22 protein-coding genes and 1 pseudogene are annotated in these 22519 nt (G+C 72.6%); 12 read left to right on the forward strand and 11 right to left on the reverse strand.

The window, feature by feature from the left end; all coding sequences use genetic code 11:
- Positions 1–140: 140 nt before the first annotated feature.
- Entirely contained in the window at positions 141–1334 is a 1194-nt protein-coding gene (locus tag ACF1GV_RS15530; RefSeq protein WP_391680524.1) for a DUF6777 domain-containing protein, read from the forward strand.
- A 119-nt stretch (positions 1335–1453) separates the two neighbouring features.
- Positions 1454–1909 (forward strand): ATP-binding protein, encoded by a 456-nt coding sequence (locus tag ACF1GV_RS15535; RefSeq protein ID WP_391680525.1) that lies wholly within the window; start codon positions 1454–1456, stop codon positions 1907–1909.
- Positions 1910–1965: 56 nt separating this feature from the next.
- Here ACF1GV_RS15535 and ACF1GV_RS15540 read toward each other — a convergent pair whose 3' ends face one another.
- A complete protein-coding gene (locus ACF1GV_RS15540; protein ID WP_363266702.1) occupies positions 1966–2853 on the reverse strand; it encodes an RNA polymerase sigma factor SigF in 888 nt (295 codons plus the stop codon).
- A gap of 188 nt (positions 2854–3041) precedes the next feature.
- On the opposite strand from ACF1GV_RS15540, the gene ACF1GV_RS15545 reads away from it, so the two are divergent.
- Positions 3042–3449 (forward strand): helix-turn-helix domain-containing protein, encoded by a 408-nt coding sequence (locus ACF1GV_RS15545; protein ID WP_391680527.1) that lies wholly within the window; start codon positions 3042–3044, stop codon positions 3447–3449.
- 15 nt (positions 3450–3464) lie between these two features.
- Here ACF1GV_RS15545 and ACF1GV_RS15550 read toward each other — a convergent pair whose 3' ends face one another.
- The 3 genes from ACF1GV_RS15550 to ACF1GV_RS15560 form a co-directional block, all read right to left on the reverse strand.
- Complete coding sequence (locus ACF1GV_RS15550; protein ID WP_391681587.1) at positions 3465–4067, reverse strand: ClpP family protease; 603 nt, start codon at positions 4065–4067, stop codon at positions 3465–3467.
- 2 nt (positions 4068–4069) lie between these two features.
- Positions 4070–4708 (reverse strand): ATP-dependent Clp protease proteolytic subunit, encoded by a 639-nt coding sequence (locus ACF1GV_RS15555; RefSeq protein WP_391680529.1) that lies wholly within the window; start codon positions 4706–4708, stop codon positions 4070–4072.
- Between the two features lie 111 nt (positions 4709–4819).
- Positions 4820–6022, reverse strand: coding sequence for an epoxide hydrolase family protein (locus tag ACF1GV_RS15560; RefSeq protein WP_391680531.1), 1203 nt, complete (start codon positions 6020–6022; stop codon positions 4820–4822).
- A 136-nt stretch (positions 6023–6158) separates the two neighbouring features.
- Between ACF1GV_RS15560 and ACF1GV_RS15565 the strand changes: the two genes are divergently transcribed.
- Positions 6159–6644 (forward strand): VOC family protein, encoded by a 486-nt coding sequence (locus ACF1GV_RS15565; RefSeq protein ID WP_391680532.1) that lies wholly within the window; start codon positions 6159–6161, stop codon positions 6642–6644.
- Between the two features lie 46 nt (positions 6645–6690).
- Here the strand turns inward: ACF1GV_RS15565 and ACF1GV_RS15570 are convergent, their stop codons facing one another.
- The 3 genes and pseudogenes from ACF1GV_RS15570 to ACF1GV_RS15580 all read right to left on the reverse strand — a co-directional run.
- On the reverse strand, positions 6691–7569 hold the full coding sequence (locus ACF1GV_RS15570; RefSeq protein WP_391680534.1) for a geranyl diphosphate 2-C-methyltransferase: 879 nt from the start codon (positions 7567–7569) through the stop codon (positions 6691–6693).
- A gap of 49 nt (positions 7570–7618) precedes the next feature.
- Positions 7619–8680 (reverse strand): family 2 encapsulin nanocompartment cargo protein terpene cyclase, encoded by a 1062-nt coding sequence (locus ACF1GV_RS15575; RefSeq protein WP_391680536.1) that lies wholly within the window; start codon positions 8678–8680, stop codon positions 7619–7621.
- Between the two features lie 14 nt (positions 8681–8694).
- Positions 8695–9651 (reverse strand): annotated as a pseudogene (locus ACF1GV_RS15580) (family 2B encapsulin nanocompartment shell protein); the annotation flags it as partial.
- Positions 9652–9744: 93 nt separating this feature from the next.
- Here ACF1GV_RS15580 and ACF1GV_RS15585 point away from each other — a divergent pair.
- The 7 genes from ACF1GV_RS15585 (at position 9745) to ACF1GV_RS15615 (ending at position 16548) form a co-directional block, all read left to right on the forward strand.
- Entirely contained in the window at positions 9745–10545 is an 801-nt protein-coding gene (locus ACF1GV_RS15585) for a VOC family protein (RefSeq protein ID WP_391680538.1), read from the forward strand.
- Positions 10546–10605: 60 nt separating this feature from the next.
- A complete protein-coding gene (locus tag ACF1GV_RS15590; RefSeq protein ID WP_391680540.1) occupies positions 10606–11316 on the forward strand; it encodes a ribonuclease H in 711 nt (236 codons plus the stop codon).
- 113 nt (positions 11317–11429) lie between these two features.
- A complete protein-coding gene (locus tag ACF1GV_RS15595; protein ID WP_391680541.1) occupies positions 11430–12656 on the forward strand; it encodes an FAD-dependent monooxygenase in 1227 nt (408 codons plus the stop codon).
- Positions 12657–12818: 162 nt separating this feature from the next.
- Entirely contained in the window at positions 12819–14291 is a 1473-nt protein-coding gene (locus ACF1GV_RS15600) for an MFS transporter (protein WP_391680543.1), read from the forward strand.
- Complete coding sequence (locus ACF1GV_RS15605; RefSeq protein WP_391680545.1) at positions 14288–14908, forward strand: TetR family transcriptional regulator; 621 nt, start codon at positions 14288–14290, stop codon at positions 14906–14908. The genes ACF1GV_RS15600 and ACF1GV_RS15605 overlap by 4 nt, the downstream gene beginning before the upstream one ends.
- A gap of 79 nt (positions 14909–14987) precedes the next feature.
- Positions 14988–15971: an aldo/keto reductase gene (locus ACF1GV_RS15610; protein ID WP_391680547.1), complete on the forward strand. Its 984-nt coding sequence runs from the start codon at positions 14988–14990 to the stop codon at positions 15969–15971.
- Between the two features lie 76 nt (positions 15972–16047).
- Positions 16048–16548: a DUF6328 family protein gene (locus ACF1GV_RS15615; RefSeq protein ID WP_391680549.1), complete on the forward strand. Its 501-nt coding sequence runs from the start codon at positions 16048–16050 to the stop codon at positions 16546–16548.
- Between the two features lie 138 nt (positions 16549–16686).
- On the opposite strand, the gene ACF1GV_RS15620 is transcribed toward ACF1GV_RS15615, so the two are convergent.
- From ACF1GV_RS15620 to ACF1GV_RS15630, 3 genes are all read right to left on the reverse strand, one after another.
- Positions 16687–17112 carry an SsgA family sporulation/cell division regulator gene (locus ACF1GV_RS15620; RefSeq protein WP_391680551.1) on the reverse strand — a complete coding sequence of 142 codons (426 nt, stop codon included), beginning with the start codon at positions 17110–17112 and terminating at the stop codon, positions 16687–16689.
- Between the two features lie 67 nt (positions 17113–17179).
- The gene (locus ACF1GV_RS15625) at positions 17180–18217 is read right to left on the reverse strand and encodes a hypothetical protein (protein WP_391681589.1); all 1038 of its coding nucleotides are present in this window, start codon (positions 18215–18217) and stop codon (positions 17180–17182) included.
- 222 nt (positions 18218–18439) lie between these two features.
- Positions 18440–19411 (reverse strand): LLM class F420-dependent oxidoreductase, encoded by a 972-nt coding sequence (locus ACF1GV_RS15630; protein WP_391680552.1) that lies wholly within the window; start codon positions 19409–19411, stop codon positions 18440–18442.
- A 97-nt stretch (positions 19412–19508) separates the two neighbouring features.
- Between ACF1GV_RS15630 and ACF1GV_RS15635 the strand changes: the two genes are divergently transcribed.
- Positions 19509–20948: a serine hydrolase domain-containing protein gene (locus tag ACF1GV_RS15635; protein WP_391680554.1), complete on the forward strand. Its 1440-nt coding sequence runs from the start codon at positions 19509–19511 to the stop codon at positions 20946–20948.
- On the opposite strand, the gene ACF1GV_RS15640 is transcribed toward ACF1GV_RS15635, so the two are convergent.
- The gene (locus tag ACF1GV_RS15640; RefSeq protein ID WP_391680556.1) at positions 20940–22514 is read right to left on the reverse strand and encodes a protein kinase; all 1575 of its coding nucleotides are present in this window, start codon (positions 22512–22514) and stop codon (positions 20940–20942) included. The genes ACF1GV_RS15635 and ACF1GV_RS15640 overlap by 9 nt on opposite strands.
- Between the last annotated feature and the right edge of the window lie 5 nt (positions 22515–22519).

The following is a 22519-nucleotide window of genomic DNA, read 5'->3' on the forward strand; positions in this document are numbered from 1 at the left end:
CGCTCCGGGCGCGCGCCGGGAGAGCCGTCCGCGTCCGCTCGCGGCCCCGCCGGAACCCGGACCAGAATAAGGACAGTGTGGACAAAAGCGGCACTCGGTAGAGGAGATGCCGCGAGTGACCCACGCGGGAAGAGGAGCATGTGAGCGTCGAACCGCCCTCCTCGGGCCGCCCCACCGGACCGCCGGACTCCTCCGGCCGGCCGACCGGACCTCCCTCCGGCCCGCTCTCCGGGCCCGGGGGCCACGGCGGGCCGCCCTCCGGGCCTCCCGTGCAGCCCGCGGGCGGCTCGTCCGGTGCGCCCGAGCCGCCCCGCCCCTGGTGGAAGTCCGCTCCCCGCGTCGCCGTCCTCACCGCGGTGGTCGTCGCGGCGGTGGTCGTCGCCGTCGTCCTCGGCAGCTCCGGCGGCGATTCCGGCGGCTCGGGCGGCAGCGGCGAGGTGTTCCTGCAGGCCGCCGGGAAAACCGGCCCGGACCCCTTCACGCCGTCCACCGCCACGGACAGCTCGGCGCCGCCCGTCTCCGCCGCCCCCGACACCGCGTCGGCCCCCGCGAACGCGGTCCGCGGCGTCGACGGCTCCGCACCCGGCCTGTACGGCGGCACCCGCGAGGTCTCCAGCTGCGACGTCGAACGCCAGGTCCGCTATCTGACGGCGGCACCGGAGAAGAACCGCGCCTTCGCCGCCGTCGCCGGCGTCCGCGCCGACCAGGTGCCCGCCTACCTGCGTTCCCTGACGCCCGTACAGCTGCGCATGGACACCCGCGTCACCAACCACGGCTACCGCGACGGCGCCGCGACCACCTACCAGGCCGTCCTCCAGGCCGGTACCGCCGTCCTCGTCGACGGCCACGGGTCACCGAGCGTGCGCTGCGCCTGCGGCAACCCGCTCACCCCACCCGTCGCCCAGCAGGGCGCCGTCACCCGCACCGGCGACTCCTGGCCGTCGTACCGCTCCTCCGACGTGGTCGCGGTCGCCCCCAGCACCCGGGTCATCACCGTCTTCGTCCTCTACGACCCCGACCACCACACCTGGATCGCCCGGCACCGCGGCGACGACGGCGGCCACGACCGCAAGACCCACCCGCCCGCCTCGCCGACCCCCTCGGCGAGCGTGTCCACCTCCGTAGGCCCCACCCACCCGGTGCCGGTCACCTCCAGCGCGCCCTCGTCCGGTACGTCGCCGGGGACGGCACCACCGACGTCCGCCGAGCCGCCCGCTCCCCAGTCGTCCGGTTCCGCGCCGCCCAGCTTCTCGCCGCCCACCTCGCAGCCGCCCCCCTCCTCCGAGCCGCCCGCTCCCGGATCGCCGCCCGGCGAGTCGCCCCAGTCCGGCTGAATCGCATGTGACCGAAACCGCTCGGTGCGGCGGCCCGGGCGGGGAGTGCGCGGCGAGACTCGGGGTACGAGCACAGATGCAGCAGCATCCGGCCGTACCGGCTTCCTAGAGAGACACGCATGACCGAGCACTTGGGCGGGGAAGTGATAGCGACGGGTTTCGACGTACCCGTGGAGGCCCTGAGGCGGGCCACCCACTACACCGGCGAGCCCGGAAGCATCGCCGAGGCGCGCGGCTTCACCGCGCAGTTCGTCGAGCAGTTGCGCACCGAGTGGTGCGCGCAGATCGGCGGCCGCGACGAGGAAGCCCTGCTGCTCGTCGTCAGCGAGCTCGTCACCAACGCCGAACGGCACAGCAACGGCCCCTACATCCTGGAGCTCGAAGGCACGGACGCCACGGTCAGGGTGTCCGTCTACGACAGCAGTGCCGCTCTGCCGATGCGTTTCCCGCGCGATCCCGAGCGGGTCGGCCGGCACGGTCTGGAAATCGTTCACGCCCTGTCGGCGCAGGTCGTCGCCGAACGCGTCCCCGTCGGCAAGCGGGTGAGTGCCCTGGTGCGTCTGCACCAGCAGTGAGCGGGCCGAGCACCCTCCCGGAAGGTGCCGCCGGCCCGCTCCCGGCCGCCCCCCGCTCAGGCGCAGCCCAGCTCACCCAGCATGCCCTCACGCAGCCGCAGGATGATCCGCTTGATCAGCCGTGAGACGTGCATCTGCGAGCAGCCGAGCCGTTCGCCGATCTCCGCCTGTGTGGCCTCCTCGACGAACCGCATGTGCAGGATCTGCCGGTCGCGTTCGCCCAGTTCGGCCATCAGCGGGGCCAGCGACTGGAAGTCCTCCACGAGCCGCAGCCCGTCCTCCTCCACACCGATGAAGTCGGCGAGCACGGCCTCGCCGTGCTCCGGGCCGTCGCCGGTGAGGGCGGCGTCCAGCGAGGAGGAGTTGTAGCCGTTGGCGGCGATCTGGGCCTCGACGACCTCCTTCTCGGAGATGTTCATCAGCGTCGCCAGCTCGGCGACCGTCGGCTCCCGGTCCAGCCGGCTCGCCAGCTCGTCGCGGGCCTTGGCCAGTTCGACGCGCAGCTCCTGCAGCCGCCGCGGCACGTGCACCGCCCAGGTCGTGTCGCGGAAGAAACGCTTGATCTCACCGACGATGTACGGCAGTGCGAACGAGGTGAACTCGACCTCACGCGCCAGCTCGAACCGGTCGATCGCCTTGATCAGGCCGATCATGCCGGTCTGGACGATGTCCTCCATGTCGTCCCCGCGCCCGCGGAAGCGGCCGGCCGCGAAGCGCACGAGGGACATGTTCATCTCGATGAGGGTGTTGCGGGCGTACTGGTACTCGTGCGTGCCCTCCTCGAGTTCCGCCAGGCGTCGGAAGAACTGGCGGGACAGCTGCCGCGCGTCCCGCGGGGCGATCGTCCGCGGGTCCTCGACTCCCGGCAGCGGGCTCTCACCCGTGCTGGTTCCGGCAGCCTTCGCGGCGACCTGTGCCTCCGACCGGATCACGGCGGTGGACATCGGCTTTCCCTCCCACGGATGTACGGTGCGACGTTTCGCGCTGCCCCTCCGCCTACCCGGACTCGCCCAGGGCATGCCTCCCGGTCTGCGAGAGCGGTCGAAAACCTCGTCGAGCGGAGAGGGGCGGCTTCACCCAGGGCGGAACTCGGAGGGCTTCCCCTCGCCAACACGGCTTCTAGGCTGGGCAGGTGAGCACTCAGACACCGAACGAAGCCCGTGGGAACGAAGCCCGAGTCATCCCGCTGCGCCCCCCTGCCGCCCGCCCGGAGCGCCGCCCCGCCGCGAAGGAACCCCTGTGGCGGGACCTGGTCGGCGATGTGCTGCGCCGCGAACGCCAGGCCCAGGAGCGCACGCTCAAGGACGTCGCCGACAGCGCCCGGATCTCCATGCCGTATCTGTCGGAGGTGGAACGGGGCCGCAAGGAGGCCTCCTCGGAGGTCCTCGCGGCCGCCGCCCACGCCCTCGGCCTGAGCCTCGGCGACCTGCTGGCACGCGCCCAGACGGAACTCGTCCGCCTCACCGCCCGTACGGCACAGCACGGCCGCAGGACGACCGGGCACGCGGCACCGCGGGGCGGCCTGTGCCTGGCCGCCTGAGCGGGGGCCGGCTGCTCACCGTCCGGCCCGGCGCTTGCTGAGCACCTGGTCGGCCAGCCCGTAGGCGACCGCTTCGGGCGCGGTGAACACCTTGTCCCGGTCCATGTCCGCGCGCAGCGTGGCGATGTCGTGGTGCGTGTGCCGGGACAGCACCTCCTCCACCTGGGAGCGGATGCGCACCATCTCCTGGGCCTGCAGGGCCAGATCGGACACCGTGCCCTGCCGGCCCCCGGAGGCGGGCTGGCCGAGCAGCACGCGCGCGTGCTCCAGCACGAACCGCCGCCCCGGGTCCCCGCCCGCCAGCAGCACGGCCGCCGTGGAGGCCGCCTGGCCGACGCAGAACGTGGAGATCGGCGCCTGCACGAACGTCATCGTGTCGTAGATCGCCATCAGCGAAGTGAACGAACCTCCGGGCGAGTTGAGGTAGATCGCGATCTCCTGCTCGGGGGCCGCCGACTCCAGGTGGAGCAGTTGCGCGATGACGACGTTGGCCACGCCGTCGTCGATCTCGGTACCGAGGAAGATGACCCGCTCGTTCAGCAGCCGGCTGAAGACGTCGAAGGACCGCTCGCCCTGCGGGGTGCGCTCGATGACGTTCGGAATCGTGTACGTGCCCATGCTCACAGCCCCATCCGTCGCCTGGAGGCGGCCGGGAGCACGTCCGCGAAGGACTCCACGACCCGGTCGACCATGCCGTACTCCCTGGCCTGCTCGGCCGTGAACCACCGGTCCCGGTCGCCGTCCCGGGAGATGGTCTCCGGGCTCTGGCCGGTGTGCTCGGCGGTGATCCGCTCGATGGTCCGCTTGGTGAACTCCAGGTTCTCCGCCTGGATCTCGATGTCCGCGGTGGTGCCGCCGATGCCCGCGGACGGCTGGTGCATCATGATGCGCGCGTTGGGCAGGGCGTACCGCTTGCCGGGTGCGCCGACGCCGAGCAGGAACTGGCCCATGCTCGCGGCGAATCCCATCGCCAGCGTCGACACGTCGTTCGGGATGAGCCGCATCGTGTCGTAGATCGCGAGTCCGGCGTGCACCGAGCCGCCAGGGGAGTTGATGAACAGGCTGATGTCGGTGCGCGGGTCCTCCGCCGACAGGATCAGCAGTTGCGCGCAGACCCGGTTGGCGGAGACCTCGTCGACCTGGGTGCCCAGCAGCACGATCCGCTGTCCGAGCAGCTGGGCGGCGAGCTGGTCGTCGAAGCGGGTCGGCGGGGTGTCGCCCTCCTCGGCGCGGGGCGCGAGGGCGGTGAGTGGAGTCATGGGAGCTCCCGTCGGGTCGGGGATCGGATTCGACTCCACTGTCGGCCCGGGCGCGCGGTCCGAGGAGATTTCTCTGCCCGCCGCAGATTCGCCCCCGGCTTAAGCCCGCCGTCAGCCCTTTGCGCGCAGCTGCCGGAAGAACGCCCGCACGTCCCCGACCAGCAGGTCCGGCTCCTCCATCGCCGGGAAGTGGCCGCCGCGGTCGAACGTGGTCCAGCGCACGAGGTTCTCGGTGCGCTCCGCCCGGTGCCGCAGCGGGATCTGGATCTCCTTCGGAAACAGCGCGAGGGCGGTGGGCACGGTGGACGGCTCCTGGGGGGCGGCGGTCCGGCCGGTGGTGTGGGCGCGCTCGTAGTAGATCCGCGCGGACGAGCCGGCCGTACCCGTCAGCCAGTACAGCATCACGTTCGTCAGCAGCCGGTCCCGGTCCACCGCCTCCTCCGGCAGCTCCTCGCAGTCCGTCCACTCCCGGAACTTCTCGACGACCCAGGCGAGTTGCCCGACCGGCGAGTCCGTCAGCGCGTAGGCCAGGGTCTGCGGCTTCGTGGCCTGCACCGCCGCGTAGCCGCTGCCCTCACGGAACCACTCCTCCCAGCTGCGCCAGGACCGCAGCGCCTCCTCCCGCTGGGCCGGACTCAGCGCCGCCAGCTCCTGCGCCGTGGGCTCGGTGAGCTGCTGCGCGCCCGGCAGCAGATTGAGATGGACGCCGACGACCCGGCCGGGGTGGGCGCGGCCCAGCTCCCGGGAGATCGCCGCCCCCCAGTCACCGCCCTGCACGCCGAACCGCTCGTAGCCGAGCCGGGTCATCAGCTCCGCCCACGCGTCCGCGACCCGGCCCGCCTCCCAGCCCGGCTCGGTGGTCGGCCCGGACAGCCCGAACCCCGGGATGCTCGGTACGACGACGTGGAAGGCGTCGGCCGGGTCGCCGCCGTACGCGGCCGGGTCCGCCAGCGGTCCGACGACGTCCCAGAACTCCACGACGGAGCCGGGCCAGCCGTGCGTGAGGATCAGCGGGGTGGCGTCCGGCTCGGGGGAGCGGACGTGCGCGAAGTGCACCTGCTGCCCGTCGAGGGTGGTGGTGAACTGCGGCCACCGGTTCAGTCGCGCTTCCGCGGCCCGCCAGTCGTAGGTGTGCCGCCAGTAGTGGACGAGGTCGCGCAGATAGCCGACGGGCACCCCGTACGCCCAGCCGGTGCCCGGCAGCTGGTCGGGCCAGCGGGTCCGGTCGAGGCGGTCGTGGAGGTCGTCGAGGTCGCTCTGCGGGATGTCGAGACGGAAGGGACGGATGCCGGTATCAGCGGAAGGTGGCGTCATGGCCGGGATGCTAGGTGACCTCGCCGAAGGGGCCGTACGGATTATCGGCAGCGCGTGGCCGATGAGTTTCGCCGCCCTGGCCGGTCGACACTGGTGACCGCGTTACGCGCCGCTCGGCGCCTTCAGGAGGTGTCGCATGACCACCGACGGATTCACCACGTGTCTCTGGTTCGACGGCCAGGCCGAGGAGGCCGCGCACTACTACGTGTCGGTCTTCAAGGACTCCAGCATCGGCCGGATCGGCCGCTACACCGAGGCCGGACCGGGCCCCGCCGGTTCGGTGATCGCCGTCGACTTCACGGCCAACGGCCAGAAGTTCGTCGCCCTCAACGGCGGTCCGCAGTTCACGTTCAGTGAGGCGATCTCCTTCCAGATCTACTGCGACAGCCAGGAGGAGGTCGACCACTACTGGACCAAGCTCACCGAGAACGGCGGAGAGCCGGGGCCCTGCGGCTGGCTGAAGGACAGGTACGGGGTGTCCTGGCAGGTCATCCCGAACGGGCTGACCGACATGATCAGCGACCCGGACCAGGAGAAGGCGGCCCGCACGATGAGGGCCATGATGGCCATGGGCAAGCTCGACAAGGCCGCGCTGGAGAGGGCCTACGCCGGGCAGGAGTGAGGCGGCGGGGGCGCCGCTCGGCCGGGCCGACGCCCCCCGCCCCGGCTCACACCCGGTCGGCGGCGATCAGCAGGTACTGGAAGCTGCCGTTGCGGTAGGCGTCGAGGAAGGTGTCCTCGATGCCCGTCACCAGGTGCTCCGCCTGCCGGCGCAGCTCCCAGTACGGGATCGTCGCCTGCGTCAGGTCCGCGACGTGCACCGGCACCAGCCGGTTGCGGGCCATCGCCCGGAAGTACTGCGACCTCGGGTGGATGTCGCAGATGTAGTGGGCGTTGATCAGGGACACCTCGCGCGAGGCCTGTCCGTAGGTGTCGTTGTAGCAGCCGGTGATCACCACATACCGGCCGCCGCGGCGCAGCAGCCGCGCATGCTCCGCGAACAGCAGGTCCAGTTCGACGTACATCGTGGACTCGTTGTTCCAGGAGGCCGCGTACGCCCCGGTCGGCAGGCCGGTGTCGAGCATGTTGCGGTGGTGGTAGCGCACCTTGCCGTCGATGCCCCGCTTGCGGGCCTGCGCGTTCGCGAACTCGGCCTGCTTGGCGGAGATCGTCACTCCGTCGGCGTGGCAGCCGTGGAGCAGATGCGCCACGACACTGCCGCCGCCGCGCCCGCAGCCCGCGTCGAAGACCCGGTCGGCGGGGGTGAGCGGACCCAGGTGGGAGGCGAGAAGCTCGGCCTGGGCGTGTTCCAGGCGGTGCAGTTCGGCGGTGACCCTCTTCCGGCGGCGGACCGGGTCGGGCTCGTCGAGCACCGAGACGTCGGCTTGGCCGACGCCGTAGTGGTGATGGTAGAGATCGTCGATCCGTCCGAGTTCGAGGTTGACCGGATTCTGTTCGGCGTTCCAGTAGTCCGCCACGCGGTTCTGGTACGTCGACTGGGTCGGCACCGGAGCGGAAGCGGTGCCGGTGTCGGGTGCGGTGGTCAACGGAATGACTCCTCGTGATGCGCCTGACCCGAGGTCGGCGGTGCGGGCGTTACCAGTAGTGGGGCAGGGAGTAGCGGTGGGTGTTGGTGGCGTGCCACTCGTGGTTGCCGGCGACCCACTCGGCCAGGCCCTGGGCGTAGCGCTCCACGAGCGGACCGGCGGCCGACAGCAGGGCGGACTCCTCCTCGAACGCCGTCATGATCTCGTTGTGGATCTCCACGGCCTTCAGACAGGCGGCCTTCAGCCCGCACCGCTCGTTCTCGGCGATCACCTGCGGCAGGTTGAGATGGGTGGGGTCGGCGGCCAGTTCCTTGGTGAAGGAGTACAGGTCGTTGACGAGGGTGGTGGCGTTGCAGGCCAGCGCCGTGATCCGCTGGACCTCGGGGCGGGCGTGGATCTGCGCGGGCAGTTCGTAGCCGTCCACCGCGTCGACGATCGACATGCAGGGCCGGAAGTTGTTGAACTGCCGCATGACCAGGTACTCCCACACCTTCGGCCGGTGCCGGGTACCGGCCCAGGAGGCCTCGGCGAGGTAGCCCAGGTGCAGCCGGGCGATGTCGTGCACGAACCGGTCGGTCTGGCTGGGCGTGGCCAGGGCGGCGTAGTCCTTCACCGCCGCGTGGTAGGAGCGCAGCGGCCCGTCGGCCTCCAGGCCGCGCCGCCACTGCTCCTCGGTCGCCGGTGTGCCGTGGAACGGGTCGAGGGCCGACTGCGCGACGATCAGCCGGCCTCCGAGCCGGCTGCGGGAGGCGCCCCGGCCCTCGTCCTCCTCGCAGTAGCAGGCGTCGACCAGGTTCTCCGCCAGCAGCAGCTTCCCGGCGACCGTCAGGCGCTCCAGGTCGGCGGCGCGGGGGTGCTGCAGCACCACCGCACGCCCGAACTGGAATCCGGCGAAGTCTCCTTTCCAGGCCGGCGGGAACAGTTCCAGGCGGCGCGCCCAGGCCTCCAGCCGGCGGTCCACCTCCCGCACCTTCTCCGGGTCGGCGGGCGCCACGGGCCGGTGCTTCAGCCCGGGGACCGGCCCGCCGCGCCGGGTGCGCACGGACCGGGCGAGGTTCGGTGGTCCGGGCGGGACGAAAGAGGTGGCCGCGGTGTCCTGGGTTGTGCTCATCGCGTCCTCCGCGGTCAGTCGGCCGTCCGGCCGATCTGGACGTTCTCCAGGATTCCGGCCGCGTCGGGGACGAGAATGGCCGTCGAGTAGTAGGCGGTCACCAGGTAGCTGACGATCGCGGCGGCGTCGATGCCCATGAACCGCACGTTCAGACCGGGCTGGTACTCCTCCGGGATGCCCGTCTGGTACAGGCCGACGACGCCCTGGTCCTTCTCGCCGGTGCGCAGCGCGATGATGCTGCTGGTGTGCTGCTCGGTGACCGGGATCTTGTTGCACGGGAAGATCGGCACCCCGCGCCAGGCGGGGATCTCGTGCCCCTCGACGTTCGCCGTGCCCGGCACCAGACCGCGCCGGTTGCACTGCCGGAAGAACGCCGCGATCGCCTTCGGATGGGCGAGGAACAGCTTCGTCTTGCGTCGCATCGACAGCAACTCGTCCATGTCGTCCGGGGTCGGCGGACCGGTGAAGGTGCTCACCCGCTGGCTGTAGTCGGCGTTGTGCAGCAGGCCGAACTCCCGGTTGTTGACCAGCTCCCATTCCTGCCGTTCGCGGATCTCCTCGACGGTGAGCCGCAGTTGCTGCTCGGTCTGGTTCATCGGGTCGTTGTAGAGGTCGGCGACCCGGGTGTGCACCCGCAGCACGGTCTGCGTGAGCGACAACTCGTACTCGTGCGGGGCCGGTTCGTAGTCGACGAAGCCGCCCGACAGGGTGGGTTCGCCGGTGTGACCGGCCTGCACGGGGACGTCGGCCTCGCCCTTGCGGTTCATCGGCCGGTTCCGCCGCTCGGCGTAGGCCGCCAGATGGGCGGCGAGGGAGGGGGCACGGTCCATGAAGGCGGTCAGGGTGTCCCAGGGCAGCGCCAGCACGGTCCCCGCGGTCTCCGCCCGCGCCGAGGTCAGCCACAACGGGTCGGCACGCCCGACGGCCTCGTCGCCGAGCCCGGCCCCGTCGGTGACGACCCCGACGGCCTGCCGGAGCCGCCCGTTCGGCGCGCGTCGGGGGCGGGGGGTGGCTAGCGTGAGGAACCGTGACAAACTCCATCGAACGGGAAGAGGGCCGCGATCATGGCCGTTCCACCTGAGGGAACCCCCTGCTGGGCCGACGCGATGTTCTCCGACGTGGAGGCAGCCAAGAGCTTCTACGGCGACGTCCTCGGCTGGACCTTCGGCGAGGCGTCGTCGGAGTACGGCAACTACACGCAGGCGTACGCCGACGGCAAGGCCGTCGCCGCCGTCGTTCCGCCCATGCCGGGGCAGGAGGGCCAGTCCGCGTGGTGCCTGTACCTCGCCTCGCCGGACGCCGCCGCGACCGCCGCGAAGATTCGCGAGCACGGCGGCGAGGTGCTGCTGGAACCGATGCGGGTCGGCGACTTCGGCACGATGGTCCTCGCGCGCGAGCCCGGCGGGGCCGTGTTCGGCGTCTGGCAGGGCGGTACGCACGAGGGCTTCGAGGCGGCGCCGCAGCAGCCCGGGGCCTACTGCTGGGCGGAGGTCTTCACCCGGGACCCGGACAAGACCGACGCGTTCCTTGCGGCCGTCTTCCCCTACAAGGCCAAGCAGCTGCAGGACGACGCGGTCGACTTCCGCATGTTCGTCGTCGGGGAGGACACCGTCCTCGGCCGGATGAAGATGGGCGAGGAGTTCCCGCCCGAGATCCCGTCCTACGTCAACGTCTACTTCACGGTGCCCCACTGCGACGAGGCCGTCGAGAAGGCGACCAAGCGCGGCGGAGTGCTGCGCTTCGGCCCCATGGACAGCCCCTTCGGACGCTTCGCCGCGCTGACCGACCCGCAGGGAGCCGCCTTCTCGGTGATCGACATCACCACCACGGCAGGCGAGATGCCGCAGACCGCGGACGTCTCCTAGGTCCTGCCTGATCCACACGACTGGGGCCGGCCGCGGGGAAACCGCCGGGCGGTGCATGGCATGATCGGGCGCATGCGTGAACGAGTGGTGGCGGCCTGCGACGGGGCGTCGAAGGGGAACCCCGGACCGGCGGCCTGGGCCTGGGTGGTGGCCGACGACGCGGAGGTCCCGGCCCGCTGGGAGGCGGGGCCGCTCGGGCGGGCCACCAACAACGTCGCCGAACTGACCGCGCTGGAGCGGCTGCTCGCCGCCACCGACCCGGGCGTGCCGCTGGAGGTCCGCATGGACTCCCAGTACGCCATGAAGGCCGTCACCACCTGGCTGCCCGGCTGGAAGCGCAACGGCTGGAAGACCGCGGCCGGCAAGCCCGTCGCCAACCAGGAACTGGTCGTGCGCATCGACGAGCTGCTGGCCGGCCGTGAGGTCGAGTTCCGCTACGTGCCCGCGCACCAGGTCGACGGCGACCCGCTCAACGACTTCGCCGACCGGGCGGCGAGCCAGGCCGCGAGCGTCCAGGAGGCCGCGGGCAGCGCCCTCGGCTCGCCGAAGCCGCCGCCCGCGCCGGACACGCCGTCCGCCGGCGGACCGCGCCGGCGTACCGGCGGAGCCAAGCCCGCCCGGGCGGGCAAGGCCGCGTCGTCGTCCCGCACGATCAAGGCCAAGTTCCCCGGCCGCTGTGTCTGCGGCCGTGCCTACGCGGCCGGCGAGCAGATCGCGAAGAACGCCCAGGGCTGGGGCCACCCCGAGTGCCGGGAAGCGGCGGCTGGCTGACGGGCGCACCCATCGGCCGCCGGCTCACGCGCCGGAGACGCGAGCGGGCGTAAAACGGACCCCCTCGACTGCTACTCTGCGTCGTCGAACGACCGCTTCGGGTAACTCGAGAGGTGCGCGTGAAGGTCGCCTGCATCGGCGGCGGGCCCGCCGGGCTGTATCTGTCGATCCTGCTCAAGCGGCAGGACCCCGCCCACGACATCACCGTCCACGAGCGCAACCCGGAGGGCTCCACCTACGGCTGGGGCGTGACCTACTGGCGGGGACTGCTCGACCAGCTCCACGCGCACGACCCCGAGTCGGCGCGCGCCGTCGAGGCCGGCTCCGTGCGCTGGAACGAGGGCGTCGCTCATGTGCGCGGCGACCTGACCCGCCAGCCCGGCGACGAGGGCCACGGCATCGGCCGCCACCGGCTCCTGCAGATCCTCGCCGACCGCGCCCGCGACCTCGGCGTACGGCTGGAGTTCGAATCCGAGGTCCGCGCCGACGACCTGCCCGGGGCCGACCTCGTCGTGGCGGCCGACGGCGTCCACAGCGCCCTGCGCAGCCGCCACGCCGGCCACTTCGGGGCCCGTCTCACGCCGGGCCGCAACCGCTACGTCTGGCTCGGCACCACCCGCGTCTTCGACTCCTTCACGTTCGCCTTCGTCGAGACCGCGCACGGCTGGATCTGGTGCTACGGCTACCCCTACGGCCCCGGTCACAGCACGTGCGTCATCGAGTGCGCGCCCGAGACCTTCACCGGCCTCGGTCTCGACCGGCGCGGTGAACCCGACCGGCTCGCCCTGCTGGAGAACCTCTTCGCGCACATCCTGGACGGCCACCCCCTCGTCGGACGTCCTGCGGGCGACGGCAAAAGCCCCTGGACGACGTTCCGGACCCTCACCAACCGCACCTGGCACCGCGGCAACCTCGTCCTGATCGGCGACGCCGCGCACACCACCCACTACTCCATCGGCGCGGGCACCACCCTCGCCCTGGAGGACGCCATCGCCCTCGCCGGGGCCCTGCGTGAGCACGCGGCCCTGCCGCAGGCGCTCGCCGTCTACGAACGCGCGCGTACGACCGCCTTGCTGCCGGCGCAGAGCGCGGCCCGTTACAGCGCCCGGTGGTATGAGGACCTGACCCGCTATCTCCAGCTCCCGCCGGAGCAGATGTTCGCCCTGCTCGGCCAGCGCCACTCGCCGCTGCTGCCGTACGTCCCACCCCAGCTGTACTACCGCCTCGACAAGGCGGCCGGTCAGCTCGACGCGCTGCGCCGCCTCAAGCGCTGGCTCGGCCCGAGGCTCGCGCGGAGCGTGCACGCACGGGAGCTCGCCGCACGGCGCCCGGCGGACTGAGGGAACCTGAGCAGGCCTCCCGCGGACCGGGAAAAGCCGGAGCGACGCCGCCGGCGGTCAGCGGAAAGTCTCGTGAAAGAAAGAAGGTGAATTCCCATTCACCGGCTAGGGTGAATGGGAATTCACCCTCGTCGTCCCCTGGCCCCGGCCGCTGGAGTGCTCATGGCGTCGCCCGTACCGATATCCCGGCCGAACGGTCTGCGGGACCGGCTCACCATCCCCGTGCTCGCCTTCGGCGGCATCCTCATGGCCGTCATGCAGACCGTGGTCGTGCCGCTGCTGCCCGACCTGCCCCGGCTGACCGGCTCCTCGCCCGGCGCGGTGTCCTGGATGGTGACGGCGACCCTGCTGTCCGGAGCCGTCCTCACCCCGGTGCTCGGGCGGGCCGGCGACATGTACGGCAAGCGGCGCGTGCTGACGGCGGCACTCGCCCTGATGACCGTCGGCTCGGTGATGTGCGCGCTGTCCTCCGACATCACCGTGCTGATCGCCGCCCGCGCCCTGCAGGGCGCCGCCGCCTCCGTCGTCCCGCTGTCCATCAGCATCCTGCGCGACGAACTGCCGCCCGAGCGCCGCGGCTCCGCGGTCGCGCTGATGAGCTCCACCGTCGGCATCGGGGCCGCGCTCGGCCTTCCGCTGGCCGCGCTCGTCATCCAGTACGCCGACTGGCACACCATGTTCTGGCTGACCAGCGCCCTCGGCGCGACGGGCGTCGCGGCGGTGTGGTGGGCGGTGAAGGAATCGCCGGTGCGCGAGCCGGGCCGGTTCGACGCCCTCGGCGCGCTCGGGCTGGCCGCCGGCCTGGTCTGCCTGCTGCTCGGCGTGTCCCAGGGCGGGCAGTGGGGCTGGGGCAGCCCGCGGATCACCGGTCTGTTCGCCGGGGCCCTCGTCGTCCTCGCCCTGTGGTGGTGGCACCAGCTGCGCAGCCCGCGGCCGCTGGTCGACCTGCGGCTCGCCGTGCGCCCGCGGGTGGGCCTGTCCCACGTGGCCGCCCTGCTCACCGGCTTCGCCTTCTATGCCAACTCCCTGGTCACCGCCCAGCTGGTGCAGGCGCCCAAGTCCACCGGGTACGGGCTGCAGCTGTCGATCGTCGCCACCGGCCTGTGCCTGCTGCCCGGCGGCGTGACCATGCTGCTGCTGTCCCCGGTCTCGGCCCGCATCTCCGCCGCGCGCGGCCCCCGCATCACGCTCGCCCTCGGCGCCGCCGTGATCGCCTGCGGCTACGCGGTGCGCATCGTCGACAGCCGGGACCTGTGGATGATCATCCTCGGGGCGACGGTCGTGGCGACGGGCACCACCCTCGCCTACTCGGCGCTGCCGACGCTGATCCTGCGCGCCGTGCCGGCCGGGCAGACCGCCTCCGCCAACGGCGTCAACGTCCTCATGCGCACGATCGGCCAGGCCGTCTCCAGCGCCGCCGTCGCCGCCGTCCTCGTCCACCACAGCAGCCCGGTCGCCGGGACGCCGGTGCCCACCCTGCACGGCTATCTGCGCGCGTTCGCGATGGCTGGCGCCGTGGCCCTGGTGGCCTGCGCGGCTGCCCTGTCCATTCCGGGCGAGGCGGCGTCCGGTGCCACCCGCGAAGCCCGGGGCGAGAGCCGGTCCGACCGGGACCAGACGCCGGCGGGAACATGAGAGAGGTGAGCACCACGTCCCGCACGACGGCCGCGGACCCCACCGCCACCCCGCCCCGGCCGGGGGCCGCCGCCCGTCGCGATGCCGAAGCGACCCGAGCGGCCATCCTGAAAGCCGCCCGCCACCTGCTGGCTCGGCACGCGCACGCCGACATCACGCTGAAGGCCGTCGCGGAGCGGGCCGGGGTGAGCGCCCCGCTGATCCTGAAGTACTTCGGGAACAAGGACGCCCTCTTCGCCCGCGTGATGTCCTTCGCCGACGACGCCGAGGCGCTGCTGGACGCCCCGCTCGACGACCTCGGCCGGCACATGGTGCGGCACGTCGTCGTCAGCCAGCGCGAGCAGGGCGCCGACCCGATCCTGCGCATCGTCTTCGCCCCGCTGCACGGCGAGCACGGCGAGGTGCTGCGGGCGAACTTCCGCAGCCAGGTCACCGCGCGGCTCGCCGCCCGGCTGAGCGGCCCCGACGCGGCCCTGCGCGCCGAACTCGCCGTGGCCGGCCTGCTCGGCCTGGGCGTGATGGCCGGCATCGCCCGAGGCGAGGAGGTACGCGCCCTGCCGGTCGACGACCTCGTCGCCCGGTACGGCCCGACGATCCAGGCCCACCTCACGCCGTAGCGGAACGACGATCCTGGCGCATCTCACGCCGCGGCAGCCGGTTCCGGCGTTGTGCCTCGCCCGGTGACAGACTGAGGCCATGGAAGAGCGCGAATTCCCGAGGTCCGGTCAGCACGCGTCCGTCATCGGTCTCGGCACCTGGCAACTGGGCGCCGACTGGGGCGAGGTCGACGACAAGGAAGCCCTCACGGTGCTGGAAGCGGCAGCCGAGTCCGGCGTGACCTTCTTCGACACCGCCGACGTCTACGGCGACGGCCGCAGCGAGTCCACCATCGCCACGTTCCTCAGCAGCCGCCCCGACCTGCACGTGGAGGTCGCCACGAAGATGGGCCGCCGCGTCGAGCAGATCCCGCAGAACTACGTCCTGGACAACTTCCGCGCCTGGAACGACCGTTCCCGCCGCAACCTCGGCGTGGACCGCGTCGACCTGGTGCAGCTGCACTGCCCGCCCACCCCCGTCTACTCCTCCGACGAGGTCTTCGACGCCCTCGACACCCTGGTCGAGGAGGAGCGCGTCGCCGCTTACGGCGTCAGCGTGGAGACCTGCGCCGAGGCGCTGACGGCGATCGCCCGGCCGAACCTGGCCAGTGTGCAGATCATCCTCAACCCGTTCCGCATGAAACCCCTGCGCGAGGTGCTCCCGGCGGCCCGGGAGGCCGGCGTCGGCATCATCGCCCGCGTCCCGCTCGCCTCCGGTCTGCTGTCGGGCAAGTACACCAAGGACACCGTCTTCCCGCCCGACGACCACCGCACGTTCAACCGGCACGGCGAGTCCTTCGACCAGGGCGAGACCTTCTCCGGCGTGGACTACGCGACCGGTGTGGAGGCAGCCGCCGAGTTCGCCGCCCTCGCCCCCGAGGGGTACACCCCGGCCCAGCTCGCCCTGCGCTGGATCGTCCAGCAGCCCGGCGTCACCACGGTGATCCCCGGCGCCCGATCGCCCGAGCAGGCCCGCGCCAACGCCGCGGCCGCCCGGCTGCCGGAGCTGTCCGAGGAGACCCTCACGGCGATCCGCGACCTGTACGACCGGCGCATCCGGGAACAGGTCGAGCACCGCTGGTAGACCCTGACCGGGCAGGACCGCCGCTTTCCTGGGTACTCGCGGAGAGGACGATGTTCGTGGTTCTCACCGGGGAGGAATGGTGGCGGTCGCCGAAGAGGGGCCGGTCCGGCGCCGGGGGCGCAACGAGACCGAGGAGGAGCGGGCCGACCGGATGTGGGTCGAGCTCATCCAGGAGGTGCGGGTCGCGCAGACCGGCGTGCAGATCCTCTTCGGCTTCCTGCTGACCGTGGTGTTCACGCCCAAGTACGCGCAGCTGGAAAGTACCGACCAGGCCATCTACATCGTGACGGTGGTCCTGGGCGCCTGCGCGACCGGTGCGCTGATAGGGCCGGTCTCCCTGCACCGCCTGGTCGCCGGCCGCCGGGTCAAACCGATGGCGGTGCGCTGGGCGTCCCGGCTGACATTCGTCGGTCTGCTCCTGCTGCTCGCCGCCATGACCTCGTCGCTGCTGCTGATCCTCCGGGTGGCGACCCACGACAGCTATGTCCCGTACCTGGTGTCGGCCGTGGTCGCCTGGTACGTACTGTGCTGGTTCGTGCTGCCCCTGTGGACCCGCCGCCGCTACACATCACGCTGAGAACCGGCCAAGGCGTGCCAAGGCGGCCGGGACGGCCCAGCGCGGCGCACGGAAGATGTCCCGCTGGGCGTCCCGGCCGCAGGGCGCAGGCGGCCGGGAACGCGACCGCCACGGCAGGAGCGCAGGTATCCCGGCCCGTCAGGGCCCCACGGAGAGCTGGGCCAGGAAGTCGTCGACGCGGACCTCCTCCCGGCCCGGCGGGACCAGCTGCCACGTTCTGCGCAGGAACGCCGAGACGGCCGCGGCCCAGGCGAACACGACCGCATGGTGGCGCCCCCCGTCCGGGTGGGCGTCGCCGAGAAACTCCATGCGCAGCTCGTCGAAGAGTCCGCCGCCCGTCGGGCGCAGCCGCACGTCCCCGACACCGACGGGCCGCCGCAGCCCCTCTCCGAGCATCTCCCGGTCCAGCTGCCAGCGGGCCAGCACCCGGCCCCGGTGGCTGAACACGGCGGTGACGACGAACGGGTCGGCGGCGTCGTAGCTCAGATGGGCGAGCACGGCGAAGCGTTCCGTGTCGCCCGCCTGCAACTCCACCACCAGCGTCGTGTGAGCGAAGGGGTTCACCTGGACAGGCCTTCCGAGAGGAACGGACGGGAGCGAACCCCTGGTACCCCCGTAACGCCAAAGATGCTCAGCTACTCGAGTGATTCCCGCGACTGGCACGCAGTGCCGCAAGGCACGAGCCGATCGCCTGCTGCAGCTCCTCGAGCCGCAGCAGCATGTCGTCCTCGTAGAAGTCCTCGGCGTCGTCGAAGGTCAGCTCCTCGAACACCCGGGTGGCCTTCGTCAGGCTGCTGTAGAACTTCTGCCGCCGTTCCGTCACCCGCAGGTCCGGGTCGGCCTCCACCGTCTCGGCGACAAGATCCTTCATCGTGTCGTACGCCTCGGACGCCCACTCGGCGCTGTCCTCGCCGTCGTCGAGTTCGTCGATCAGGGACAGGTGCCGTTCGGCCTCCCGGCGCACCTCGACGGGCGCCTCGACGGTCTGCCCGGCCGGGGTCCTGATCTGTCCGGACTCGGCGATCTGCCGTACGTAGCCGATGCGGTCGGCCGAGCGGCTCTCGGATGCCACGGCCTTCTTCAGGTCGTCGGTGCGCACCACGTCACGGGCCAGCGCGGCCTGCAGTTCCGGATCCTCGCGCACCCGGTCCAGCAGTGCCTGCTGCGCCGCGCGTGCGGTGGAGGGGTCGGCCAGGATCGCGGCGCGCAGCGCGGTGGGGTTCTCCGCCACCTCCAGCGCCTTCGTCGGCCGGATGCCCTCCGCCGCGGCCACCTCGGCGATGACCGTGCCCCGTTCGGAGGCGGCGCTGCTGCGCGAGACGTAGTAGGCCGGCCACACGTCGGCGTCCGGCAGTTCCACGTCCTGCCCCGGCCGCAGCGCCTCGAGGTGCGGTACCAGACCGTCGTCGGCGGCCCGGTCCCATGCCTTGTAGTAGCGCAGCACCCGCTCCGCCGAGCACCCCGCCAGCTCGGCGAAGTCCTTGGCGCTCACCTTCGGCGTCTCGTCGGCGGCCTGCCCGCCCGGGCGGACACTGCGCGCCACCATCAGGGCGAAGGTCCACCCTCCGGTACGGGCGTACGCCCCGAACTCGCGCGCGTCACGGGCGACGAGGTCGTCCACGTCCCCCGACGCCGCGGAGGACGGGGCCTCGGGCTCGGGCGCCGACATGGTCTCGGGCCCGGACCTCGACGTGGACTCGGGCGCGGACGCGGGCGCCGGGACCGACGCGGACTCGGGGGCGGTGGGCGGCTCGGACGGGGCGATCGCTTGGGTCACCGGGACACTCCAGAGGGGGGCAGGGCCGACGGGTGTGCAGACCGGCAGCCTATATCCACCGATTGGCCGCGCTTGTGCGCACGTGTGCCCGATGCGACGCGACGCGGCGCCGGCTCAGGCGAAGGCGTCCCGCAGCGCGGGCAGCAGCGTCTTCTCCGACCAGTCCAGGAACGGCACCTGCGCGTCGCCGCCGATCTGCACGAGCGCGATCTCGGTGAAACCGGCCTCGGCATAGGGCCGTACGGCCTCCACGAAGGCCTCCGGATCGTCGCCGCACGGGATCGACTCGGCCACGTCGTCCGGCGTGACGAACTGCGTCGCCGCCTCGAAGGAGTCCGGGTGCGGGAGCTCGGAGTTCACCTTCCAGCCGCTGCCGAACCAGCGGAACTGCGCGTGCGCCCGCTTGATCGCGGTGTCCCGGTCGGTGTCGTAGCACACCGGCAGCTGCCCGACCCGCGGCTTGCCCTGCCCGCCGTGCCGGTCGAAGGCCTCCAGCAGGCCCGCCTCGGGTTCGGTCGCGATGACCAGGTCGCCGAGCCGGCCCGCGAGCCGGCAGGACCTCTCCCCGGACACCGCGATCCCGATCGCCGGCGGCTCCTCGGGCACGTCCCACAGCCGCGCCGACTCCACGTCGAAGTGCGTGCCGCGGTGATTGACATGGCCGCCATCGAACAGCGCGCGGATGATCTCCACGGCCTCCTCCAGCATCTCGTGCCGGACGTCCACGGAGGGCCAGCCGCCGCCCACGACGTGCTCGTTGAGGTTCTCGCCGGAGCCGAGCCCCAGCCGGAACCGGCCCTCGGAGAGCAGCTGAAGGGTGGCGGCCTTCTGCGCCACGACCGCCGGGTGGTAGCGGAAGGTCGGGCACGTCACGTACGTCATGAGCGGGATGCGCTCGGTCGCCTGCGCGGCGGCGCCCAGCACACTCCACGCGTACGGAGCGTGCCCCTGCGAGCGCAGCCACGGAAAGTAGTGGTCGGACGTCACGGAGAAGTCGAAGCCCGCCTCCTCGGCGCGCACCACGTGGTCGACCAGCTCCCGGGGGCCGGCCTGCTCGGTCATCATCGTGTATCCGATTTGCACCATGGGTCACGGGTCCCCGTGGGGCGGAGGGTGAAAACGAGGCGCCCCTCCCGCGAAGGCCCTCTCGACCATTCGGCCTATCCCGAGGCAGGATGCCCTCATGATCGCGCGCCCGCTGCCTTCGTCCGCCCCCGCCGCCCAGGGCGTCGACGCCACCGGTGTCGAGGCCTTCCTCGACGCCCTCGACGCCGCGCCCGGCATCAGGCCGCACAGCCTGCTGATCCTGCGCCACGGCCACCTCGTCGCCGCCGGGTCGTGGGCGCCGTACACCCAGGACCGCCTGCACCTGCTGTACTCGCTCAGCAAGAGCTTCACCGGTACGGCCGCCGGGCTCGCCGCCGCGGAGGGGCTGCTGCGGCTGGACGACCCGGTGCTCGCCTACTTCCCCGAGTTCGCGGACGAGGTCACCGATCCCCGGGTACGGGGCATGCTTGTGCGGCACGTCGCGTCGATGGCGAGCGGGCATGTCGCCGAGACCATGGACCGGGCGCGCGCCCTGGACCCGGACGACCTGCTGCACGGCTTCCTGCGGCTGCCGCCGGAACGCGACCCGGGCACCGTGTTCGCCTACAACCAGCCGGCCACCTACACGCTCGCCGCCGTCGTGCAGCGGGTGACGGGCCAATCGCTCACCGACTACCTGCGTCCGCGGCTGTTCGATCCGCTCGGCATCGGGGGCGCGGTCTGGCACCGCGACCGCGGCGGTCGCGAGCTGGGCTTCAGCGGTCTTCACGCCACCTGCGACGCCGTCGCCCGGCTCGGGCAGCTGTATCTCGACCGCGGCCGGTGGGAGGGCAGGCAGCTGCTGCCCGAGGAGTGGGTGGCCGAGGCCACCCGCGCGCACATCGCGACGGCCGGCGCCATGTCCGGCGGCGACTGGGACCTCGGCTACGGCCTGCAGTTCTGGATGTCCCGGCACGGCTTCCGCGGGGACGGCGCCTACGGCCAGTTCTGCCTGGTGCTGCCGGAGCAGGACGCCGTGGTCGCCCTCACGTCGGAGACCGTGGGCATGCAGACGGTTCTCGACCTGGTCTGGGCCCATCTGCTGCCCGCCTTCCGCCCCGGGCCGCTGGAGGGCCGGGAGGAAGCCGACGCGGCCCTGCGCGAGCGGCTCGCGCACCTCACGCTGCCCGCAGCGGCCGGCAAACCCGCACCGCCGGAGCGGGCGGACGCCTGGACGGGCGCGGTGTTCGACCCGGAGGGCGGCGGCTGCGCGGACCAGCCGGGCCTCACCTCCGTGTCGGTGACCGCGCAGGAGGACGGCTGGACGCTCACACTCACCGAGGACGGCCACGCACTGCCCCTGCACCTCGGCGACGGCGGGTGGGCCGTCGCCGAGGAGCCGCTGCCGACCGCCGTCAGTGGCGGCTGGACGGAGGCCGGGACCCTGGCCGTGGACGTCGCCTTCCTGGAGACCCCCCACTCGCTGCGCGTGACCTGCTCCCTCCCGGCCCGGACGTTCACCGCCCGCTGGCACACGACGCCGCTGATGCCCGGCGTGCCGCTGCGCAAGCTGCGCGCACCCGGCTCGTCATCCTGAGGCAGGCCGAAAGCTGCGCAGGACGACCTCCTGGGCCTGACGCCTGCCGGGGTCGCCCCAGTCGGCGGCGGGGGCGGTCAACCGCAACGAGAATCCCCGGCCGCCGCCCAGCAGGACACCGCGGCCGAAGGTGCGCACCCGCGTCCCGCCGGCCGTCGTCACCAGCCACTCCATGTCGGCGGCTCGGCGGCCCTGGTACGTCGTCGCCCGGATCGCCCCGACCCGTTTGTAACCGCCCGCCGCGCGCAGAGCGGGCTCCACGTCGTCCCGCCACACGGCGACCGGGTCCCCGCCGACGCGCTCGCTGTACGTCACCGCGAGCGTGCGCGGATCGTCCGTCGCGCCGAACACGACTCGGTACGCCCCGTCCCGGCCCGGCGAGGTGCGCAGCCGCCCCCAGCCGTCCGGCAGCGCGACCGAGAATCCCTCCGGCGCCCGGTACAGCCGGTAGCCGGACGGCAGTCCCGGCGCCGGCGTGCCCGACGGCCGGGGGGCCGCCGCCGTCCCGGTGGCCGCGGGCGCCGTCCCGGTCGCCGCGGGGGAGGGCGCGGGTGTCCGCGCGGCGTCCGCGGAGCCCGGGCCCTGCCGCAGGGCGAGAGCCACGGCGGTCACGGCGACGACCGCCACCGCGGCGCCCACCGCCACGTGCCGCCGCCGCCACGCCGGGCCGGCGTGCCAGGCGGCGTAGGCGCGGCGCAGCCGGGGCGCGGGCACGGACGGCACCACCGCGTCCGGGTCCTCGTGCAGCACGCGGGTGAGCACCTCGCGGACCACCCCACGGGACAGCCGCTCGCGGGAGTTCTTGCGCAGCAGCCCCTGCACCACCCGCGTCAGCGGCCCGCAGCGCACGGGCGTACGCAGCGGCAGCCGGTCCACGGCCCTCAGCGTGGCCTCAGGCCGCTCGCGCTCCCGGAACGGCGGCCGGCCCTCGACCATCGTGTAGAGCAGCGCACCGAGCGCCCACAGATCGGCGGCCGGTGAGATCCGCTCGTCGCGTGCCTGTTCCGGCGAGGCGTACGACGGTGCCGCGACGCGCGGGGCCAGGGTCGCGCCGGCCAGGCCGAAGCCGGTGACCGCGACCGGCCCGTGGTCGCGCACGAGGACCTGCCCGGGGCTCAGCTCGCCGTGCGTGATGCCCTCCGCGTGCGCGGCCTCCAGCACGTCCAGCAGCTCCAGCCCGATGCGTGCGGCCCGCACCGGGTGCAACGGGCCCTCCTGGGCGAGGAGTTCACCGAGCGGTGTGCCCTCGGCCCACTCCGTCACCGTCCACAGATCGCCCCGCTCGTACACCGCGTCGACGACCGCCGGGACGCGGCCCGGGCACAGCCGGCTCATCGTCTCGGCCATGCGCAGGACACGCCCGGTGGCGCGGCGCGCCTGGTCCCGCTCCTCCGCGCCCGTCCCGGTGTCGGGCAGCCCGGTCCGGGTGAGCAGCCGGGGCTGTCCGGCGGCCGTGTCCTCGCCGTACCAGCAGACGCGGTTGGTCTCCTCGTGGACGACGTCGAGGAGCCGGTACCGTCCGGCGACCCACGCCTGCGTGGAACCGTCCGCTGTGCCCATGGTCATCCCTC

The sequence above is a fragment of the Streptomyces sp. NPDC014006 genome (assembly GCF_043088925.1).
In the GTDB taxonomy this organism is placed as follows: Bacteria; Actinomycetota; Actinomycetes; order Streptomycetales; family Streptomycetaceae; genus Streptomyces.

Excerpts from the sequence above, each read along its gene's own strand:
- ACF1GV_RS15540 (WP_363266702.1), bottom strand. The coding sequence starts at position 2,853 with ATGTCCACCGCCGTGATCCGGTCGGAGGCACAGGTCGCCGCGAAGGCT.
- ACF1GV_RS15635 (WP_391680554.1), top strand. The coding sequence starts at position 19,509 with ATGATCGCGCGCCCGCTGCCTTCGTCCGCCCCCGCCGCCCAGGGCGTC.
- ACF1GV_RS15535 (WP_391680525.1), top strand. The coding sequence starts at position 1,454 with ATGACCGAGCACTTGGGCGGGGAAGTGATAGCGACGGGTTTCGACGTA.
- ACF1GV_RS15585 (WP_391680538.1), top strand. The coding sequence starts at position 9,745 with ATGGCCGTTCCACCTGAGGGAACCCCCTGCTGGGCCGACGCGATGTTC.
- ACF1GV_RS15590 (WP_391680540.1), top strand. The coding sequence starts at position 10,606 with ATGATCGGGCGCATGCGTGAACGAGTGGTGGCGGCCTGCGACGGGGCG.
- ACF1GV_RS15640 (WP_391680556.1), bottom strand. The coding sequence starts at position 22,514 with ATGACCATGGGCACAGCGGACGGTTCCACGCAGGCGTGGGTCGCCGGA.
- ACF1GV_RS15610 (WP_391680547.1), top strand. The coding sequence starts at position 14,988 with ATGGAAGAGCGCGAATTCCCGAGGTCCGGTCAGCACGCGTCCGTCATC.
- ACF1GV_RS15550 (WP_391681587.1), bottom strand. The coding sequence starts at position 4,067 with ATGGGCACGTACACGATTCCGAACGTCATCGAGCGCACCCCGCAGGGC.
- ACF1GV_RS15565 (WP_391680532.1), top strand. The coding sequence starts at position 6,159 with ATGACCACCGACGGATTCACCACGTGTCTCTGGTTCGACGGCCAGGCC.
- ACF1GV_RS15630 (WP_391680552.1), bottom strand. The coding sequence starts at position 19,411 with ATGGTGCAAATCGGATACACGATGATGACCGAGCAGGCCGGCCCCCGG.
- ACF1GV_RS15575 (WP_391680536.1), bottom strand. The coding sequence starts at position 8,680 with ATGAGCACAACCCAGGACACCGCGGCCACCTCTTTCGTCCCGCCCGGA.
- ACF1GV_RS15625 (WP_391681589.1), bottom strand. The coding sequence starts at position 18,217 with ATGTCGGCGCCCGAGCCCGAGGCCCCGTCCTCCGCGGCGTCGGGGGAC.
- ACF1GV_RS15555 (WP_391680529.1), bottom strand. The coding sequence starts at position 4,708 with ATGACTCCACTCACCGCCCTCGCGCCCCGCGCCGAGGAGGGCGACACC.
- ACF1GV_RS15600 (WP_391680543.1), top strand. The coding sequence starts at position 12,819 with ATGGCGTCGCCCGTACCGATATCCCGGCCGAACGGTCTGCGGGACCGG.
- ACF1GV_RS15605 (WP_391680545.1), top strand. The coding sequence starts at position 14,288 with ATGAGAGAGGTGAGCACCACGTCCCGCACGACGGCCGCGGACCCCACC.
- ACF1GV_RS15615 (WP_391680549.1), top strand. The coding sequence starts at position 16,048 with ATGGTGGCGGTCGCCGAAGAGGGGCCGGTCCGGCGCCGGGGGCGCAAC.
- ACF1GV_RS15560 (WP_391680531.1), bottom strand. The coding sequence starts at position 6,022 with ATGACGCCACCTTCCGCTGATACCGGCATCCGTCCCTTCCGTCTCGAC.